The organism is Blastopirellula sp. J2-11, assembly GCF_024584705.1.
GTDB lineage: Bacteria > Planctomycetota > Planctomycetia > Pirellulales > Pirellulaceae > Blastopirellula.
This window is the reverse complement of record NZ_CP097384.1, coordinates 1,103,216-1,123,606: the sequence shown is the minus strand read 5'-3', so window position 1 is coordinate 1,123,606 and position 20,391 is coordinate 1,103,216. Positions and strand designations below refer to the sequence as shown.

Annotated in this window: 8 protein-coding genes; 3 read left to right on the top strand and 5 right to left on the bottom strand. The window is 58.0% G+C overall.

The window, feature by feature from the left end:
• Positions 1-73 precede the first annotated feature (73 nt).
• Positions 74-10,003 carry a beta strand repeat-containing protein gene (locus M4951_RS04710; RefSeq protein ID WP_262025324.1) on the bottom strand — a complete coding sequence of 3,310 codons (9,930 nt, stop codon included), beginning with the start codon at positions 10,001-10,003 and terminating at the stop codon, positions 74-76.
• Between the two features lie 378 nt (positions 10,004-10,381).
• Here M4951_RS04710 and M4951_RS04705 point away from each other — a divergent pair, with 378 nt between their 5' ends.
• Positions 10,382-11,167 carry a hypothetical protein gene (locus M4951_RS04705; RefSeq protein ID WP_262025323.1) on the top strand — a complete coding sequence of 262 codons (786 nt, stop codon included), beginning with the start codon at positions 10,382-10,384 and terminating at the stop codon, positions 11,165-11,167.
• Positions 11,168-11,185: 18 nt separating this feature from the next.
• On the opposite strand, the gene M4951_RS04700 is transcribed toward M4951_RS04705, so the two are convergent.
• The 3 genes from M4951_RS04700 to M4951_RS04690 are packed head-to-tail and all read right to left on the bottom strand — an operon-like array spanning position 11,186 to position 16,484.
• Positions 11,186-13,372 carry an HlyD family efflux transporter periplasmic adaptor subunit gene (locus M4951_RS04700; protein ID WP_262025322.1) on the bottom strand — a complete coding sequence of 729 codons (2,187 nt, stop codon included), beginning with the start codon at positions 13,370-13,372 and terminating at the stop codon, positions 11,186-11,188.
• Positions 13,373-13,375: 3 nt separating this feature from the next.
• Positions 13,376-14,299, bottom strand: coding sequence for an efflux RND transporter periplasmic adaptor subunit (locus M4951_RS04695; RefSeq protein WP_262025321.1), 924 nt, complete (start codon positions 14,297-14,299; stop codon positions 13,376-13,378).
• 7 nt (positions 14,300-14,306) lie between these two features.
• Positions 14,307-16,484 (bottom strand): GAF domain-containing protein, encoded by a 2,178-nt coding sequence (locus M4951_RS04690; RefSeq protein WP_262025320.1) that lies wholly within the window; start codon positions 16,482-16,484, stop codon positions 14,307-14,309.
• A 175-nt stretch (positions 16,485-16,659) separates the two neighbouring features.
• Here M4951_RS04690 and tssH point away from each other — a divergent pair, with 175 nt between their 5' ends.
• Positions 16,660-19,392 (top strand): type VI secretion system ATPase TssH, encoded by a 2,733-nt coding sequence (tssH, locus tag M4951_RS04685; RefSeq protein ID WP_262025319.1) that lies wholly within the window; start codon positions 16,660-16,662, stop codon positions 19,390-19,392.
• Between the two features lie 281 nt (positions 19,393-19,673).
• Here tssH and M4951_RS04680 read toward each other — a convergent pair whose 3' ends face one another.
• Complete coding sequence (locus M4951_RS04680) at positions 19,674-19,865, bottom strand: type II toxin-antitoxin system HicB family antitoxin (RefSeq protein WP_262025318.1); 192 nt, start codon at positions 19,863-19,865, stop codon at positions 19,674-19,676.
• Positions 19,866-19,988: 123 nt separating this feature from the next.
• Here M4951_RS04680 and M4951_RS04675 point away from each other — a divergent pair, with 123 nt between their 5' ends.
• Positions 19,989-20,387 carry a GNAT family N-acetyltransferase gene (locus M4951_RS04675; RefSeq protein WP_262025317.1) on the top strand — a complete coding sequence of 133 codons (399 nt, stop codon included), beginning with the start codon at positions 19,989-19,991 and terminating at the stop codon, positions 20,385-20,387.
• Positions 20,388-20,391: the final 4 nt, after the last annotated feature.

The following is a 20,391-nucleotide window of genomic DNA, read 5'->3' as shown; positions in this document are numbered from 1 at the left end:
AAAGCCGCTCGATTCACCAACAAAACCGGCATTTCGTGGGGTAGAGGCGAGAAAATCGCCGATTAGGCCCGAATTATCGAACGCGTCGTCTCCAGCGGCGACGTGAAAGACTTTGCTTCGACTCGCTCGACTCCTGGGACTCTCGCTCGAGCGTTTCTTCGACCGCCTCGGCGCGCTGGCGATCTGCTTGCGGATTGAGTGCGAAAGCGGCCATCATTAGCGCTCCGCCGATCCCCCCCGGCAGCATCCAGCGGCGACGAAGCGAAGATGGCGCTTCGCGCGATTCGGAAAGCTTTTCTCTTTGCCATGCGGCGGAGAGGTCGGGAGTCCAAGCATCCACGACGTCGGCTGAATTTTCTTCGTCCGACATCGTGTCGTCGGCTTCGAACCATTTTTCGTATTGCACCGCCCAAACTTGCTCCGCCGACGCATCGGCTGGCAGTTCTGGCGCCGCGGATTGCACATGTCCTTCAAATCCACCGCCGCCGCTGGCGCCGTCCGGCGCGTCTGCAGCGACCTTATCAAAGTAATAGACGTCAGGCTCTTGTTGTCCGGCCAGCAGAATCGAAACCTTGTATCGGCCAGGCAAAAACCGCGTACTCTCTTGAATGAATTGCTTGACCTCTTCGATCGTGCTGAATCCTTGCAACACGATTCGTTCCCCCACTTCTTCATCCAAGGCGTTGACGATCACGACCACGACTTCTTGGATTTGATTCAGCGAACCTCCATCCGAGTTGAACGTAGAGTTCGTCGTTACTGCGAAGACGGAGTCGGGCAAGACGGCGACCGGCGCAATCTCAGGAGCGGAAGGGAGCGTGAACGGCGGCGGCTCTGGGGCAAATTGCACGCCAACAGGGAAAATGACTTCAAAGGTGTCAGTGACCGAATTCAAATCGCGGAACGTCGTATCGTCAACGACATTGTCATACAGATTGATCTGCGGATCGTTGAACGCGGTAATCGTCACCGTCGCGCGCTGCTCGGAGCTGGCGAAGCCTGATGCGTAAGTGTGCTGCAGCGTCTGGGCGCCATTGATCGGATCTTGGAACAGATAGACGTCCTGCGAACCATCTCCCCAATCGACCAAAACTCGCGAGTTCTGCTCGACATAGACCGGTTGTCCGTCGACATTGATCGTCGACGAATCTCCGAGCTTTGAGATGGTGGCGTTGACTTGGAATTGCCCAAAGCCAATCCCCTTGGCGATTTGTGAAGTCGATGCGTCGGGATCGGCGCTCTGGGCGGTTCGCTGATAGATCGGGCCAAACTCGCCGACTTCGATAAAGCCAGGCTGCGTATCCACGTCCACAAAGGTTGCAAACGAACTGACGGCGCCCAACGAGCCGACCGAGTCGGCCAACCCGCCGCCGACATAAGGAGTTAACGTGTTGTTGGCGTCGTTCAGCAGAAAGAAGTCCGCCGCCGAGCGCATCACCAACATCGAGTCTCCCGCGATGTTCAACGTACCGCCGGCCAGAGCGGTGAACGCATTGTTGGTGGTCGTGCCGCCGGTCATCCGCACTTCGCCATACACGACGACGTTGTCCAACGGATCGGCCGCTTGCTCAGCAAAGGTCAAGTCGCCGGCCGTCTGCACGAACAGATGTCCTGCCGAAACTCCGACCGCCGACAACGCTGGTTTAAAATTGGCGATCGCCAGACTATCGCTGCCTGCGACTTCAAACGCAAGCGTCACCGGATCCGCCGCGATGGTTCCTAACGAGTCGGTCACCAACGCAATCGTCAGACTATTTACATCCGACAACACCACCGAATAAACGCCATCCATATTGGTTTGCGTTGCTGGCGTCGTACTCGGGCCTTTCGGTGCGAAGGTGTCGTCGTTGGAGTTTGGCAAGTAACTCGAAATCGCATCGGTCGAACGACGACCGAGTAATCCGCCGTTCGCCGCATCCGTTGCATTGAGCGTCGCGCCGGGCGTCACCTGCAAAGTTCCGTGGGCTTGCAAGGTCGCCTGTTGGAAATCGACTTTGGTCATCACGATCGCCCCGCCGGCGACCAACAACGCTTGATCGGCGACAATCAAGCTAAACGCGGCGCCTGTTCGCTCGTCGTTGATTTGCACCAGATGACCGTCGGACTTGATCGCCATCGTTCCGATCGCTTGCGAACCGTCAACTAACAATAGGCCGCCGTCGCTCGCTGAACTTTCCATGATCGAAACGTCGCCGCCGACCGTTAGCGACAACCGCCGCAGATCAATCGAGTCTCCCGCCGAATCGCCCAGGTGCACATCCGCGCCAGCTCGCAAGATCGCCAATCCGTCAATTTGATCCTCGGCTGAACCGGCGACCGGCGCCGCCACCAATTGCGCGACGACCAAACTGGTCCCTGCCATGTCGTCGATCGATCCGCTGCTCTCAAGCACCAACGAATTCGCCGCACTGCCGGTTCCTCGCAACGAATTTCCGTTGGCCAGCGTCGTATCGCCATCTTCATGAATCGTGACGTCGCCCAGCTTCGCCTGAAATGTGAGCGTTCCCAGTTGGACGTTGGCGCCGCTGTCGGCGCCTCGATCAAGCGCGTTGACAGTCTTCGCCAGCACGCCCAGATCGATATCACCCAATTGCGACGCCAAGTAGGCGTTTCCGCCGACGGTAAATGCGTCCGCCGCTTCATTCGCCAACACGATGTGCGAGTTTGCCTGGAAAATCGCATAGTCGGTCGTTTCAATCGAAGTGCCTCCGACCGCGTCGATTTGCGAATCAGTGATCGTCGCACTATTGGCGGCATTATCGGCGATCAACAGCGCCGTCTGAGCGAAGTTGGTGATCTCGGTCGCTCCGACCCCTTCGCGACGCTCGGCATGAGTAATCACCATCGATGCGTCTTCGCGAATCGTCACATGGGCGCCGGCGTCCATATTGGCGAAACCAAAGAACGTCACGCTTCCTAGCGACACTATCGCGCCGCTGTCGGTTCCGCGCCCCGAAGCGTTCGGGCTACTCGCTGCATCGACATCGATCACACCGACGCTAATTTCGCGAACAACGCCGGGAGTTGCAAAGTAGTTGGTGTTGCCGGTGGTAAACAATGCGTTGCCGACAACCGTCAATTCGTCGGTCTTCTGATCAGCCAACACAACATCCATTTCGGAATGAAACTCGGCAAAATCGGCAACCGTCACCTTGGTTCCGATCGAATCGCGAATATCTCCCTGGTTGGCGACCAGGACAAGCGTATCGGCTTGACTGGCCCCCGCCAGCAACATGCCCAAATCTTCATGAATCGTCACGTCACCGCCGATACTCTCGAACTGCAGCGAGCCAAGTTCGACGGTCGCGCCGCTATCGGTCCCGCGATCGGTCGCCAGTTTTGCTGTCGGCGTTACGCCGATGTCAATTTGCTGTCCGCTGGTTGATGTGAACGATGCGTCTCCCTTGACGATCAGTTTGTCGCCGACGTTGTCCCCCAGCGTGATCGTCGTATCGGCCGTCAACGTAGCGAAGGTGTCGACTTCGATTGTCGTCGCGATCGCGTCGGCAATGAAACTGTCGGAGATGAGCGTCGCCGAGGCGGCGTGATTCGTGTTGCCGCCATCGAAAGTCGTATCGATGATCGTCATGCCGGCCGCCGGAGCGACAAAACCGCCGATCGCGTTTGATTCGGTGATCTTCACCGCGCCCTTCGCATCAAACGTCAATGTGCCGAAATTCACGCCGCTCGTCCCGACGCCAACGGTGACCGCGCCGTCGGACTGGAAAAATGCATTGCCGCCGACCAGCAATTGAGCGTCCGCATCGGAGTTGACCAACTTAATGTCGCCGCTCGCGAGAAAACGTGCGTCACCAATAATAGAGCTCTTTTCGCTCCCGGCTGAACCGATGATCCCGGTAGTACGCAACACCAGATTATTGGCGAGATTCTCGTAGGTGGTTCCGGCGAATTTACGATTAGCCAGATTGGTTTCGCTGTCGGTTTGCAGATAAACGTCCCCGGTTCCACCAACCGTGTTGAATGTGATGCCATCGACCTTTACCGACGCGTCGCTGTCGGTCGCCAACATGTCGGACACGCCAACGCGAATATTTCCGCCTGCGGTCGTCACGAACAACGCGATGTCGTTATCGAGGGCGCCGTCATTCAAACCGAGCGAGTAAACGCTCAGATCGACGCCGTCAACCGTAATCATCGCTTGATCGGCTAGGTGAATTTCTCCGCCAGCCATCATCACCGAACTGTTGGCGACATCGACGCTGGCTCGCAAAATATTTTCGTTGAGCGAGCCGTCCGAATCGGCGTCGGTCAAATCGCCATCGGTGATCAACACCAGTGAGTCAGCCCGGTTCACAAAGATCACCGGTGAACCGTCAACCTCGAACCGTCGCGACGCCAGCAGAGTTGAATCGGTCTCGTGAATAACGACATCGCCGCGGACAGTTGATCCATCACTGCTAGAGAAGGTCAACGAAGAGAGTTCGACCGTCGCTCCGCTGGCAGTTCCATCCGCGTCACTGGCGCCGACGGCAATCGTTTTTCCAGTGCGTGAATAGAAGAAAGCGTTATCATCCGCCGCGACGCCGATCTTCAGTTCATTATTCGCTTCGTCGGCCAACGTGATCGTTCCATCGGCCACAAAGATCGCATCTTTCGCGACGATCGAAACGCCATCGACATCCGAAATGCTATTTAACGCCCCAAGCGATTCAAGGATCAACTGATCGCCGACGTTAATATCGTCGTCAATTATGATATCAGCCGCCGTAAACTGTATCCGCAGGCTCCCGGTCACCATCCCAGGCAAAGTCGGAAAGAGCGCCGCCGTGCTGATATTGCGATAGTAGATATCGGATAGGTCGCCGCCGCCTGCGGCGCGGAATTCGGCTCCTGCGATCTTGTTATCCGCCAAAAACGTCGAGACCGGCTCACCCAGCGGATTGGACGAAGTGTCGCCAAACAAATTGATAACCTCGCCAGCGGCCGCTTCAAACAAAGCGTCGCCAACCACGCTCCCGTCGCCGTTCACATCCAGATCAATCCGATCCGCCGTCAGCGCGTTCCCATCTTCGACCTGCATCAGCGATCCGTTCGCCGCCAAAAACAGATCGGCCGCCAGATTGACTCCGGTCACTTCCATATCGGAATCTACGCGAATCGTCACCGAATCTCGCACATTCATACCATTGTCACTGACAAATGTCAGCTGGCCCAGCAACACCATAGCGCCGCTATCGTCCCCGCGATTGATACCATTGTCGACGCCAACATCAATCGTCTGCCCGCCGCTTGAAATGAACGTCGCCAGGTCAGTTACCTGCAGGAAGTCGCCAGCTTCATTCGCCAAGTTAATCGTCGTGCCTGCATCGAACGTCGCTGGACCGCTAATTACGATCGATGCCCCGGTCGCATCGGTGATTGAAGCGTTCGAAGTCAGTGCGAGCGAGTTCGCGGCATTCGCACCAGAGAGAATAGTGTCGCTATCCTCTTGGATCGTCACCATGTCGCCCTGGAACGCCAGCAAGCCAAAATTCGCCGTGCCCGCCGGGCCGACGTCGATCGAGCCAGCGGCCTTGAACGTCGCTAAATCAGTTACCTGTAGCAGATTTGTTCCCGCATCGGCCAGGTTGATCGTCGTCCCTGCGTCGAACGTCGCCGGACCACTAATCACGATCGAAGCGCCGCCGGCGTCAGTAATTGAAGCGTTGGAAGTCAAGTCGAGCGAGTTGGCCGTATTCGTGCCGGAGAGAACGGTATCGCCATCCTCCTGGATCGTCACCGCGCTGCCTTGGAAATTCAGCAAGCCAAAATTCGCGGTTCCGGCGGGGCCGACATCGATCGAACCGGCGGCGATGAACGTCGCTAAATCAGTTACCAGCAGGACATCGCCAGCTTCATTCGCCAGGTTAATCGTCGTCCCTGCGTCGAACGTTGCTGGACCACTAATCACGATCGAAACGCCGCCGGCGTCAGTAATTGAAGCGTTGGACGTCAAGTCGAGCGAGTTAGCGGTGTTGGAACCGGAGAGAACCGTGTCGCTATCCTCTTGGATCGTCACCGCGCCGCCCTGAAAATTCAGCGTGCCGAAATTCGCCGTGCCCGCCGGGCCGACATCGATCGAGCCGGCGGCCTTGAACGTCGCTAAATCAGTTACCTGTAGCAGGTCTGTTCCCGCATCGGCCAGGTTGATCGTCGTCCCTGCGTCGAACGTCGCCGGACCACTAATCACGATCGAAGCGCCGCCGGCGTCAGTAATTGAAGCGTTGGAAGTCAAGTCGAGCGAGTTGGCCGTATTCGTGCCGGAGAGAACGGTATCGCCATCCTCTTGAATCGTCACCGCGCTGCCCTGGAACGTCAGCAAGCCGAAATTCGCCGTGCCCGCCGGGCCGACGTCGATCGAGCCGGCGGCGATGAACGTCGCCAAGTCATCCACTTGCAGCAGATCTGTTCCCGCATCGGCCAGGATGATCGTCGTGCCTGCGTCGAACGACGCTGGACCACTAATCACGATCGAAGCGCCCCCAGCGTCGGTAATTGAAGCGTTCGAAGTCAAGTCGAGTGAGTTGGCGGTGTTCGCGCCGGAGAGAACGGTGTCGCTATCCTCCTGGATCGTCACCATGTCGCCCTGGAACGTCAGCGTGCCGAAATTCGCCGTGCCGGCGGGGCCGATGTCGATCGAGCCGGCGGCCTTGAGCGTCGCTAAGTCCGTTACCTGCAGCAGGTCTGTTCCCGCATCGGCCAGATTGATCGTCGTGCCCGCGTCGAACGTCGCTGGACCGCTAATCACGATCGAAGCGCCCCCAGCGTCGGTAATTGAAGCGTTCGAAGTCAAGTCGAGTGAGTTGGCGGTGTTCGCGCCGGAGAGAACGGTATCGCTATCTTCCTGGATCGTTACCACGTCGCCCTGGAAATTCAGCAAGCCGAAATTCGCCGTTCCGGCCGGGCCGATGTCGATCGAGCCAGCGGCGATAAACTTCGCTAGGTCATCTACCTGCAAAATGTCGCCAGCTTCGTTCGCCAGGTTGATCACCGTGCCGGCATCGAACGTCGCTGGACCGCTGATGTCGATCGAAGCGCCGGTGGCGTCGCTGATTGAAGCGTTAGAAGTCAAGTCAAGCGAGTTGGCGGTATTCGTGCCGGCGAGAACCGTGTCGCTATCCTCTTGGATCGTCACGACGTCGCCTTGGAACATCAGCGAGCCGAAATTCGCCGTTCCCGCCGGGCCGATGTCGATCGAGCCAGCGGCGATAAACTTCGCTAGGTCATCTACCTGCAAAATGTCGCCAGCTTCGTTCGCCAGGTTGATCACCGTGCCGGCATCGAACGTCGCTGGACCGCTGATGTCGATCGAAGCGCCGGTGGCGTCGCTGATTGAAGCGTTAGAAGTCAAGTCAAGCGAGTTGGCGGTATTCGTGCCGGCGAGAACCGTATCGCTATCCTCTTGGATCGTCACGACGTCGCCTTGGAACATCAGCGAGCCGAAATTTGCTGTTCCGGCCGGGCCGATGTCGATTGAGCCGGCCGCCATGAACTTCGCTAGATCATCCACCTGCAAAATGTCGCCAGCTTCATTCGCCAGGTTGATCACCGTGCCGGCATCGAACGTCGCTGGACCGCTGATGTCGATCGAAGCGCCGCTGGCGTCGGTGATTGATGCGATCGAAGTCAAGTCTAGCGAGTTGGCGGTGTTGGAACCAGAGAGAACGGTGTCGCTATCCTCTTGGATCGTCACCACATCGCCTTGGAAATTCAGGAAGCCGAAATTTGCTGTTCCGGCTGGGCCGATGTCGATAGAGCCGCCGGCGATGAACTTCGCCAGGTCATCCACCTGCAAAATGTCGCCAGCTTCGTTCGCCAGGTTGATCACTGTGCCGGCGTCGAACGTCGCTGGACCGCTGATGTCGATCGAAGTCCCGGCCGCGTCGGTGATCGAGGCGTTCGATGTCAGACTGAGCAAGGTGGCCGTATTGATACCGACGACAATGGTGTCGCTATCCTCTTGGATCGTCACAACATCGCTTTGAAAGTTCAGCATACCGAAGTTTGCCATCCCCGCCAGGCCGATGTTGATTGAGCCAGGCGCGATGAACTTCCCAAGATCGTCCACCTGCAAGATATTGCCGGCTTCATCCGCTAGGTCAATCGTCGTACCTGCTGCGAACGCCGCTGGTCCGCTGATGTCAATCAAAGCGCCGTTTGCATCGGTGATCGAAGCGTTCGACGTCAGACTAAGAAAGTTGGCGGTATTCGTGCCGGCGAGAACGGTGTCGCTATCCTCTTGGATCGTCACCGCGCCGCCCTGAAAATTCAGCAAGCCGAAATTCGCTGTTCCGGCCGGGCCAATGTCGATCGAGCCGCCGGCGATGAACTTCGCCAGATCGTCTACCTGCAGGATATCGCCGGCTTCATTCGCCAGGATGATCGTCGTGCCGGCGTCAAACGTCGCTGGACCGCTAATTACAATCGAAGCGTCGGACGCGTCGGTGATGGAAGCGTTCGAAGTCAAGTCGAGCGAGTTCGCCGTATTCGTGCCTGTAAGGATCGTATCACTATCCTCTTGGATCGTCACCGCGCCGCCAGTAAATGTCAACGAACCAAAGTTCGCCATTCCTGCCGGCCCAATGTCGATCGAGCCGGCCGCGTTGAACTTCGCCAGATCGTCTACCTGCAGGATATCGCCAGCTTCATTCGCCAGGTTAATCGTCGTCCCTGCGTCGAACGTTGCTGGACCACTAATCACGATCGAAACGCCGCCGGCGTCAGTGATCGAAGCGTCCGAAGTCAAGTCGAGCGAGTTCGCCGTGCTGGAACCGGAGAGAACCGTGTCACTATCCTCTTGGATCGTCACCGCGCCGCCCTGAAAATTCAGCAAGCCGAAATTCGCTGTTCCGGCCGGGCCAATGTCGATCGAGCCGCCGGCGATGAACTTCGCCAGATCGTCTACCTGCAGGATATCGCCGGCTTCATTCGCCAGGATGATCGTCGTGCCTGCGTCGAACGACGCTGGACCACTAATCACGATCGATACGCCCCCAGCGTCGGTAATGGAAGCGTTCGAAGTCAAGTCGAGTGAGTTGGCGGTATTGGAACCGGAGAGAACGGTATCGCTATCCTCCTCGATCGTCACCACGTCGCCTTGAAACATCAGCGTGTCAAAATTCGCTGTGCCTGCGAGGCCGATGTCGATCGAGCCGCCGGCTTTGAACTTCGCGAGGTCATCTACCTGCAGGACGTCGCCAGCTTCGTTCGCTAGTTCGATCGTCGTACCGGCATCGAACGTCGCCGGACCGCTGATGTCGAGCGAAGCGCCGGTCGCGTCGCCGATTGACTTACTCGAGGTCAGTTCGAGAGATTGCGTTTCGATCTGATCCAGCGAAATATCATCCGCCGTTACGAGCTTCACGTCGCCACCTTGGCTGACGTTCAGCAGCGAGATCTCGTTGCTCGTCGAGTTCAGCGTGACATCGATCTCGGCGCCGTTGATCGCGGCGAAGCTGACCGGCGTCATCGCCGGGGTCAGCAAATCGGCGCCGGACTGATTGACCTCTGCATCGTGCGTATCGGCCGTGATCGAAACTTCAGTAGCGAATGTCCACGAATCGCCGGGAGTGGAGCCATTGAAGGAAACGGTCTCGATGCCATTGGTTATCAGCCCTTTACTGAGCGAAGGATCGATCGTCGCATGGTCATCCAGTAACGTCACCTGTTGCCCGTCTTCGACGCCTGGCGAAGTGTCGCTGACCGTAATACCCGCCACAAGGCTCGCATCCCACTTCTGGTCAAACCCTTTCCCATCTGTGACTTGGTAGTAGCTTGTGCCGCCGTCGTCATAAAAGCGGACTTCGACCGCATCATTGGCGTCGTCGACTTCAACTTGGAGTACGTCGCCGACAAGATTGGCGTCGGCATTTAAAACGACGCGCGGCTCCAACTCTCGAAAGCGGAGCTTCGTATCGAACTGATCGAAAAAGCGGGGCGCGGCGGCATCCGCACGGCGCGATTTTCGCTTTAGCCAACGCGAAAAAATTCGCTTTCGGTTCATTCGGTAGCGCCTTGGTCGGTCGCTCGCCTGACGCTCGGCAGCGCATGGCAAGAAATTCTTCGCCAGCGAGGTATGCATGATGTGCACATAACCCCTCTAGCCGTCAAAAGATACGTATTTTCCCATTCAAGTTACGATTCCTGAGGATGTCAACGAAACGCGCCAGCAATTCCCTCATTCCTACGGTTTCCGATTTCCTGAATCGCGCAAATCAATACGATCCGACTAGCCTAACCTCTTCCGATGGCGCCGATTTTGCCAAATATGCGGAAGCTGTACCGTCTGTCTCCAGACGACTGGACTAAGATCCGGTGAAACGCCGATCGAAAGGAAACGGAGACATTTGGCCCGTTCGCACTCGTATGGTGAAGACGAAGGATGCGTCTACTTAATAGCCTCTGCCTGATCGCATTGCCCCTCTGCGGAGTTATTCTTGCTTCGTGGGAGGTCCGCGCTGAACCTGCAGAAACACCGTTTCGCATTCGGCCGGTCACGCTCGTCCAAACGGCGGAGCCAGAACTTGGACCGGTCGATCCTCCGCCGGATGAAATCGTCCCCCAAGGGACAATGATCACCGAAGACGATATCCTCCCCCCCGGCAAGCGTTACGGTGAGCTCTATCGCTCTGTCGCAAGCGGTCACGATCCCTTCAACAGCATGACGCCAGAGCAATTGCAAACCTTGCTTGAGCGCCGCCCGGCCGACTCCTACACGATCAACACCGGCTATCGTGATCCCGATATTCAGACCAACGCCGAGCATCAAGTCAAACTGCCGGCCAATGTCGCCCAGGAACTCTTCGCCGAATACCCCGAAGTCGACTCAATCTACGGCGTACAACGCCCTTGGGCGCCGTCGGTCGCGATGTGGGAAGCGCCCGCTTTCTATCACCGCCCGCTCTACTTTGAAGAAGTGAACCTGGAGCGTTATGGCAATCGCCATCGCGTGGTGCAACCGGCGGTCTCTGCGGCTCACTTCTTCGCCAACACGCTGATCTTGCCCTACAAGATCGGCGTCAACCCACCATGCGAACGCATCTATACGCTGGGTCACTATCGCCCCGGCGACAACAATCCGCATGACCGACATGGGCTCCCCTGGAGCTGGCGTGGAGCCGCCTACATGGGAACGTTCTATACCGGGGCCGCATTCGTCCTACCGTAGAGTTGCTGCAGCGCGGCGTTACAATTCAAAACGAAAATTGCCGCTGATCCAGCGAGAGATTCGCTCTCCCAAGGTGAGCGAGCGTCCCAGCACGATCGCTTTGCCGCGCGTACCCGGCAACAGCGTCGCCGGCAACGAATCCAATTCGACCGTCGCTTGATAGGTTCGCTCGACCAGCGCCATTTCGCCGGACTCTCCCTGTTCGATCAGCACTTCGGCGCCTTGGGCCAGATTGCGCGGAGCGGCGAGAAGTTCGGCACGCGAGATCTCGACGATTCGTCCGCGGATCGTATTGCCCGATAGCCCGTCAAACAGCAGTTCGACCTCGTCCCCTGGGGCGACCAGATCGACATCTCGCTGATGGACGAGCAGTTGCGCCTCGATCCGATTAGTCGCGGCGACGATCGCCAGCGGTTCCCCACGGAGGAGCAGCGCACCGCGATTCGTCAGATCCAACGGCGTCCCACTCCAGGAGGAGAGCTGACGATCGCTACCTCGTTTTTCTTCGCGCAACGGAGGAGGAAAGACGATCCCATCGCTGGGCGCTCGAATGGTCAGCCGCTCGACGTCTCGATTCACTACATCCAATTGCCGCCCTAGATCGGTTAGCACCGCTTCGGCTGCGGGAATTTGCGCGGCGGCGGTCGGATCATTATTCAACTGCCGACGCAGGTTTTCGACATGCTGTCGTTGTTCGTCCAGATCGCCGGTCAACTCGACGCGCCGCAGCTCGATCTCCTCGTTCATCAGTTTGGCCAGCGCCGCGCCGGCGACAACTCTTTCTCCCGCTGCGACCGTCGACTCGATGCGTCCTTCGACCGGAACATAAATCGTTTGCGAATCGGCCAATTGCGCCAGGATCGGCGTTTGCACGCGAGCCGCCCACGGTATTTGCAGCATTCCCAGCAACAAGATGCTGACGACGATCACCGCCGCCGCCAAACGTTTGCCTCGTAGTTCGCGCTTCGCCATCGGACGTTTCCACCACCTCGCAAAGCCAATTGCTGGCTGCAACAGCAACCCAGCGAGCACCAACATCACGACCCCATCGCCCAGCGGCGCCAGGTCGTTCGCTTTTAACATCTTATAGACGAACCAGAGCAGAACCCCAATCACCATCGTCCGATAGGCGAGCGCCAGCACCGCATAGGTTCGCAGAAATGCGGAACTTGCGTCGAGTCGGATTTCACTCGTCGCCCGGCGCGTGAAAAAATGGACCAGCGGGCGCCGCAACGCTTCGCTCGCTTGTTGCGACAGATTTGGCACGTCGATCCAATCGGCGAACAAATAGTACCCATCGTATCGCATCAGCGGATTGCCGTTGACCAGCACCGTACTGACGCTGGCGATCAACATCACGCTCATGCAGATCGACTGCGCCATCCCCGGCTCGCTAAAGCACCACAGCACCGCACAGAGCGACGCGACGATTAGCTCGACGTACATTCCCGCCGCTGAGACGAACATCCGCTTTTTTCGTTCTGGCAGCAGCCAAGAATCCGAAACATCGCAGTACAAACAAGGGATAAACGCCAACAGCATGACGCCGATCTGATGGCACTCGCCGCCAAAATGCTTACAGGCCAGCGCGTGCCCCAGTTCATGCAAGATCTTGACCAGCGCCAGCGCGATCGCCATCCAGAGCAGATTTTGCCCCTGCAACAACGATTGCGCACTCGGCATCCGGTCGAGGATCTGCTCGGCGTGCAACAGGCCCAGCAACATCAGCACGCTCGCGAAGGCCAAGACCAACGCGACCGTCGCTCGCTGAAAGAGCCACGCAAAATAGGGAGCGATCGCCGTCAGCACTGCATCGGGATCGACGCCTGGCAAACGAATCGAGAGAATCGAGAGCGGCGCCGTCGACCAGCGCCACAGTCGCTGCTGATCGGCTCGCTGCAACAGTTGCTGCGACTCGCCGGTCACGCCGCCGATCGCCAATCCACGCGAATGCAGCGAATGACAGAACGATGTAATCTCGATCGGACGAATCTTGAGCGGTGCGTATTCTTCCTGGTACGCCGTTTGAATTTCGGCGACCGACATCTGACCATTCAGACGCCGCATGATGAACATCTCGTGTTCGCCAAAGTAGAAATAGCGAAGCGATACCGGGTCCTTTACCACGAACCGCGGCTCTATCGTCCCCTGTTGGCGAACGATCTTTAGATCGGGACGAATACGAACTTGCAGCGATGCGGTCACTGTTTAGCTTCCCACTGTGACCTCTTCGGCCGCTTGATCGTCTGTGTTGTCAGTCATCGCCGCGTTGGAAATGGACATCTCGACTCGCAAACCAGGACGAAGTTTCAGGTCGGCGTTCTCGATCTCAACCCAAACGCGTACGTCGCCGCTAACAGGATCGACTTCGGGATCGACAAAGGTCACTTTGCCCGGCGCGACCAACTCGTCGCTATGCGGCAGCGTCACGCGAACGGTCGCCGTGCGACCTTGCAACCCCAGCGCCGCTTCTTCACTCCGCACAAAACCTTCGGCTCGCAGTCGATCGATCCGCACGATCTTGACGACAGGATCGGCGATGTCGACCCATTCGCCGACGCGACGAAAAACGCGCACGACCATCCCTTCGATCGGCGCAACGATCTGATGCTTGGCCAATTTCGCCGCAGTAATCTCCGCTTCGGCCGACTTCAAACCAGCGGTCAGCTTGGCGATCTCCTGCTGCTCGCTCGACTGTTCAATCTCCAGGCGATTCTTCTCGACCAACAGTCGCAAGCGGTCGAGTTCAGTATCGGTAACGGCGTTCGGAAAGGTCGCGATCGCGTCGAGCGCTCGTTGCAACTCGGCCTGGGAAACTTCCAAGGATTTGCGAGAAAAGCGAATATTGACGTCGTTCGTCGCTTCTCGCTGGGCGATCGCGTGTTCGGACCGCTTGACGCTCAGTTCCAACTCCATCTCGGTGGCGGCGATATTGGCGATCACCTCTCCTCGGTCGACGAGCGTGCCTTCGCGGACGTTGACTTTCTCCAGCGCGCCAGGTTGCTGAGCAGGCACTTCGACCGTCTCAATAATTTTGAGCAGCGTCGAGCTAACCGGAATGTCGTCTGCGTCTGCCGACGAAACGGTCAGCGCCGCCAGACAGAACGTGATCGGGAATAATCGCTTCATCATTGATTCGTTACCAGAAAAGGCGGCGGCGAACCGCATCGAACAGTTCATGCGTCCAGACATAAGCCAGACTGCGCGTGCCGCAGTTAACGCGTCCTGAAACCGTCACCCCGGGCCGTAGAAAGTCGACTTCCGATTTGTCGAAGTGCGCCGTTAGCATCGCCGCCGGCTCGTCGGTTTCGGTTCCCACTTCGATGACCTGCGAAATCTCGGCTAGCGTCGCGGGATGCTTGACGCCGGGCTCACTGACTAAGTGAAACGTGATCGGCAATGGAGCGTCGGCGGCGGCCTGAGCGTTCAGAATATGTTTGGTGCGGCGATCGGCTGCTTCTAATTTCAGAATCCAGGGGCCATCGACTTCGGCAACTTTCAGCAGCGAGTCACCTCGGGAAACCGGCCGAGCTTGCAACGTCTCTTCGATATCCCAGCTTAAGATTTGGCCGGCGACTGGAGCGACCAGCATCAACGCTCTCCCTTGTGCTTCCAGCAGCAGCAGTTGCTCCTGCAAGTTCGCGATCCGCCGAGTCAGGCGAATTTCGTCGGCCGATAGCTTGTCGCGATCAGCGCTGCGACTGTCGCGACGATCATCATCGCGACGAACGTTTTGCGTTCGTTCGACGCGCACCGCATCTAGTTCAGACTGAGCGGCCGACAGCAGGCCCGCTGCTTCGGTTTGTTTCAGTTCCAAGTCAGGCGAACGCAACTGCGCGACCACCTGGCCGGCGGCGACCATCTCGCCATGTTTCACCAAAATCTCATCGACATAGCCATCGAGCGGAGCGAACAGTTGGCGCTGGATCTCCGGTTGCAGTTGCCCGCGAACGTCGATTTCAAACGGCGCCGGAATCCACCAGGTCGCCAGCAACGCCAACAGCACCGGCAGAACGTAGCGCATCGTGCGCGATAGCTTGCGCCAACCGAACTGGGCGAGCGTCGTACCGATCAGTTGCATGACGCCGCGGAGCGGAAGTCGCTCGTAACGCTGCGCGTTGTCGAGGGCCAAAGTCGCCGACTCGGCCAGACTGCGCGTGCGGGCGAGCAGACGTTCGACTTCGGTCGATTCCAATTGCTCGACAATCATCACGCCGACCAGAATTCCGTCATTCGATGTCCAAGGTTCTTCGGTAGCTTCCTCCGCTTCACGCACGAGCGGCACGGCGATCAACAGTCGAGCCGGCGACTCTTCTAAGTAGTCAACCAGCGCCTCTTCGATTTGCGGCGGCAGATTTTCTCGATCACCGCGAAAGATCACCGGTTGTCTCTGTTTGGCGACGGCGGTCGCCAAGCGTTCAAGCTTGCGTACGACCGCGGCGCGGCGGTTCAGGACGTCAACTCCGCTGATCGCCTGGACATGAGCGGACGGTCCATCCCACTCGGCGACGCTGACCCGATCGGCGTCGAGCGCATGCCGCCCGTCATTGGCGATGCGGTAACAAGTCCGTTTTACGTCGAGTTCGCGATGAACGTCGCGGGCAAAGTGAAGCTGATTCTTCCAGTTTTGTTCGGCGCCTGAAAAGTCGGCCAGCAAACGCCGCTCTTGGAAGTGGACCGCGATTTCGCCAAACGCGTCTAACAGGCGCAACTGACCGTTTTGCGTCACCGACGGCAGATCGGCCGGTTGGTACAGCACCAGCAAACCGGTTGCTCGAGCGGCGGTCGTCAAGGGAGCGACCAACATTAAGCGGGCGGGACCGTCTGCCTGACCACCGCTGACAATGGTCGACGCTTTCGGCTTGCGCAGAGCCGCTTCCAGCGAGCAAGCGTCGATATCGATCGCCACATCGCGTGGTTGACCGGGATAGACCTTGTCGAAGCCTTGTTCAAACAGCGGCTGCAATCGCCGTGATCCTCCCCATTGCCAGATAGCGGCGCCTTGGGCGGAAGCAGCGAAGACTAACCTCGACAAGAGTTCTGGCCAGAAATCTTCCGGCGCAGAGGATCCCTCAGCCAGATCAGCCAGTTCGTCTAACAACGAATCAAGTTGCCGGCGAGCATCTTCTGCCGTTCGAACGGAAATAGGAGTCTCGGAAGACATAGTCGGACTAAAGAGCGGCGTGTCGGTTGGACTTCCTACCCAGACCGGGGCCTCTTTGTGCGGCGGCGATCCTCGCTGCGCATCCGTTGCATGATAAAGGTCGACCTGCGCTGGGGGCAAATCAGAGCGATCGACACGTTCCAATATATTCACACACCGTCCCGCAAAACGACTCTTTCATGATTCCGCGCCCCAGGGCTCGACATTTGGTTGCTACAACCGCGCCAATCCTCCCAAATTGTACGCCTATCGGTAGGAAGCGAACCGCCTGGGGATGCATTTTCACCCACGGCGTTTACCGGATCCTACACTCCCGAAGATACATTGCATGCCGCTGTCAGCCCGCCAACCATTCATCCGTACCGCGAAAGCCGCCCTGATGTCCGGACTCAATCTGAAATCACTCGTCGGCAAACTGAATCCCGTCTGCCGAGGCGCTCTCGAATCTGCTGCGGGGCTCTGCCTGTCGCGCACCAACTACAACATCGAGGTCGAACATTGGCTCACCAAGATCTTGGAAGCGCCGTTCACCGACCTGGAAGCGATCCTCAAGTACTACGAAATCGACCGCTCCCAGTTCACCTCAGAACTGACAAAAGCGATCGATCGCTTCAAAACCGGCAACGGCCGCCCGCCGAGCATCGCGCCGGCGATCGTCGATCTGGCTCGCGAAGCTTGGCTGCTGGCTTCGATCGAGTATGGCGAACCCGAAGTACGCACCGGCCACATCTTGCTGGCGTTGCTGAGTGACGAAAATTCGTCGCGGTCAATCGTCGGAAGTTCGTCGGCGCTCGGCAAGATCTCGGTCGAATCGCTCAAACGCGAACTTCCCAGCGTCACCGCCGAAACGGACGAAGCGACCAAAAAGCCCGAATCCAAAGAAGGCGCAGCGACCGGCAAACCAGGCAAACCCTCCAAAACGCCGTCCCTCGATCAATTTACGGTCGACCTGACCGAGCGAGCCAAAAGCGGCGCAATTGATCCCGTCCTTGGCCGTGATGACGAAATCCGCCAGATCGTCGACATCCTCTGTCGCCGTCGTCAAAACAATCCCATCCTTACCGGCGAGGCCGGCGTTGGCAAAACGGCGGTCGTCGAAGGTTTCGCGCTGCGTATCGCCGCCGGCGATGTGCCCGAAGTATTGGCCAACGTTTCGATCCGCACGCTTGATCTCGCCCTGTTGCAAGCAGGCGCCGGAGTCAAAGGGGAATTTGAAAACCGCTTGAAGTCGGTCATCGAAGAAGTCAAAAGCTCGCCCAAGCCGATCATTCTGTTTATCGACGAAGCCCACACCATGATCGGCGCCGGCGGTCAGGCAGGCCAAGGAGACGCCGCCAACTTGCTGAAGCCGGCGCTCGCTCGCGGCGAACTACGCACGATCGCCGCGACCACTTGGGCCGAATACAAGAAGTATTTTGAACGCGACGCCGCCCTCGCGCGACGTTTTCAAGTCGTGAAGGTCGAAGAGCCAAGCGAACCCAAGTGCATGGACATGATGCGTGGGCTGGTCGCGACGCTTGAAAAGCATCACTCGGTCCGCATCTTGAATGAAGGGGTCGAAGCCGCGGTCAAACTATCGAATCGCTACATCGCCGGTCGGCAGCTTCCGGACAAAGCGGTCAGTTTGCTCGATACGACCTGTGCCCGGATCGGACTGAGCCAGAACTCAACGCCTCCAGAGATCGAAGACGCGCATCGCCACATCGAACAACTGACAACCGAGATCGTCATTCTCGAACGAGAAATGGCGGCCGGCGCCGACGATCACACCACTACGATCGCCGATCTGGAAGCGACTCGCAATGTTGAGACCGAACGACTCGCCAAGCTCAACGAGCGGTGGGCGAATGAAAAAGAGCTGGTCTTTAAGATTCGCGACCTGCAAAAACAACTGATCGAAGACGACGCACTGCGGGGCGCCCCCGTCAAAGAAGGGGAAGAACCGCCGGTTCTGTTGACCGACGACGACCGGAGCGAGATTCGGACCCAGATCCAAGCGACGCACGCCGAGTTGGAAACCGCTCAAGGCGAAGATCCGCTCGTCCACGTTTGCTGCGATTCGGCCGCTGTCGCGGAAACGGTCGCCGCGTGGACCGGCATTCCGGTCGGCCGCATGGTCTCGAACGAGATCAAAACGGTGATGAACCTCCAAGACCTGATGGAAGAAGCGGTGGTTGGCCAAACGCACGCAATGCTGCAAATCGCCGAAAGCATTCGGACGTCGCGGGCTCACTTGGATGACCCGAGTCGCCCGATCGGCACGTTTTTGCTGGCCGGCACCAGCGGCGTCGGCAAGACCGAAACGGCGCTGACCTTAGCCAACTTGTTGTACGGCGGCGAACAGAATCTGACCGTCATCAACATGTCGGAATTCAAGGAAGAGCACAAAGTTTCGCTACTGATGGGGTCGCCTCCCGGCTATGTCGGTTACGGCGAAGGGGGCGTGCTGACCGAAGCGGTTCGTCGCAAGCCGTACAGCGTGATCTTGCTGGACGAAATGGAGAAGGCGCACCCCGGCGTGCAAGACATCTTCTACCAAGTCTTTGACAAAGGTCACATGAAGGATGGCGAAGGACGCGACATCGACTTTAAAAACACCGTCATCATCATGACGTCCAACGCCGGCACCGACCTGATCATGCACATGTGCCGCGACCCGCAGCAACAACCGAGCCCGACGGCATTGGGCGAAGCGCTGCACGAAGAGTTGCTAAAGACGTTCAAACCGGCGTTTCTTGGTCGCGTCGATGTGATTCCCTACTTCCCCTTGGCCGACGACGTGATGAAGAAGATCGTCCGCCTGAAGCTGAAAAAAGTGGGCAAGCGGGTCAAAGAAAACTACAACGCCGCCTTCGAGTACACCGACCAACTGGTCGACGCGATCGCCGCGCGCTGCACAGAAGTTGACACCGGCGCTCGTAACGTCGACAAGATTCTGACCCGCACGCTGCTGCCGGAACTTTCGTCCGAGTTCCTTTCGCGGATGGCTGACGGGGGAGAGATCGGCGGCGTGAATGTCACCGTCAACGAAACAGGCGACTTCGCTTACGAGATTTTGTAAGCCAAGCAAGTTGTCAATCTTACGCACGTCGGGGGCGGTCATTCAGCAGGACCGCCCTCTTTTGGTTTCGAAGGGATCAGCCGCCCGGCGTTAGCCGCGGTTTCTGTCACCAATTGTCTTTCGCAAATGAGTTCCCGTCAGAAACCGGTGCTAGCGCACTACGGCGAATAAGAACATGGCGCCCGAATCTGCGCTACTTTCGCGGGAGCGAAAGGCGACTATGGTGGCCGATTTTCGAAAAGCGCCACGTCAAACATGCGCCCGCGAGGGAAAGCCGTCGACTAGAAAACGAAGCAAACCTGAACATCCCACGAATCCGTCGGTATCCCATCAATCCAGGTCACAATCGCATCGCGGACATGGATGATCGCTTCTTCCTTCGTCTCTCCTTGGGTAATGCAGTCGGGCAAACTGGGAACTTCGGCGATCCAGCCCTCATCTTCCGCATCGGCGTAGAGTAGAACTTGTCGCATGGTTTTGGGTTCTTCTCCAACTACTTTGGCTCCACAGGGAACCTTCGCCTGCGGAGCATAATCTATTATGCTTGTCCATGTCGTCCCCGACAATCTTCTCCATCAGCCCTGGCGCCCAATTCGATGCCGATCTATCAACTTGAACCGGACCTGACCGTCCCCGAATTTCAAGATTTGCTCGAGCGTTCCACTCTGGCCGAGCGTCGTCAGATCGATGATCCGGTATTGCTGGAAGGGATGTTGCGCGGCGCTGACGTGATTGTGGCGGCTCGCGAGGGGGATTTGCTGGTCGGCGTTTCCCGAGCGATCAGTGATTTCCACTATTGCACCTATCTGGCCGATCTGGCGGTCGACGTCGCCTATCAAAGGCAAGGGATCGGCAAGCAACTGATCCAGCAAACGCACGAAGCGGCAGGTCCGAAAACGATGCTCATCTTGCTGTCGGCGCCGAAAGCGGCCGACTTTTATCCCCACATCGGCATGGCGCAGCATCCGTCTTGCTGGATTCAAATGGGAGAATGACGCC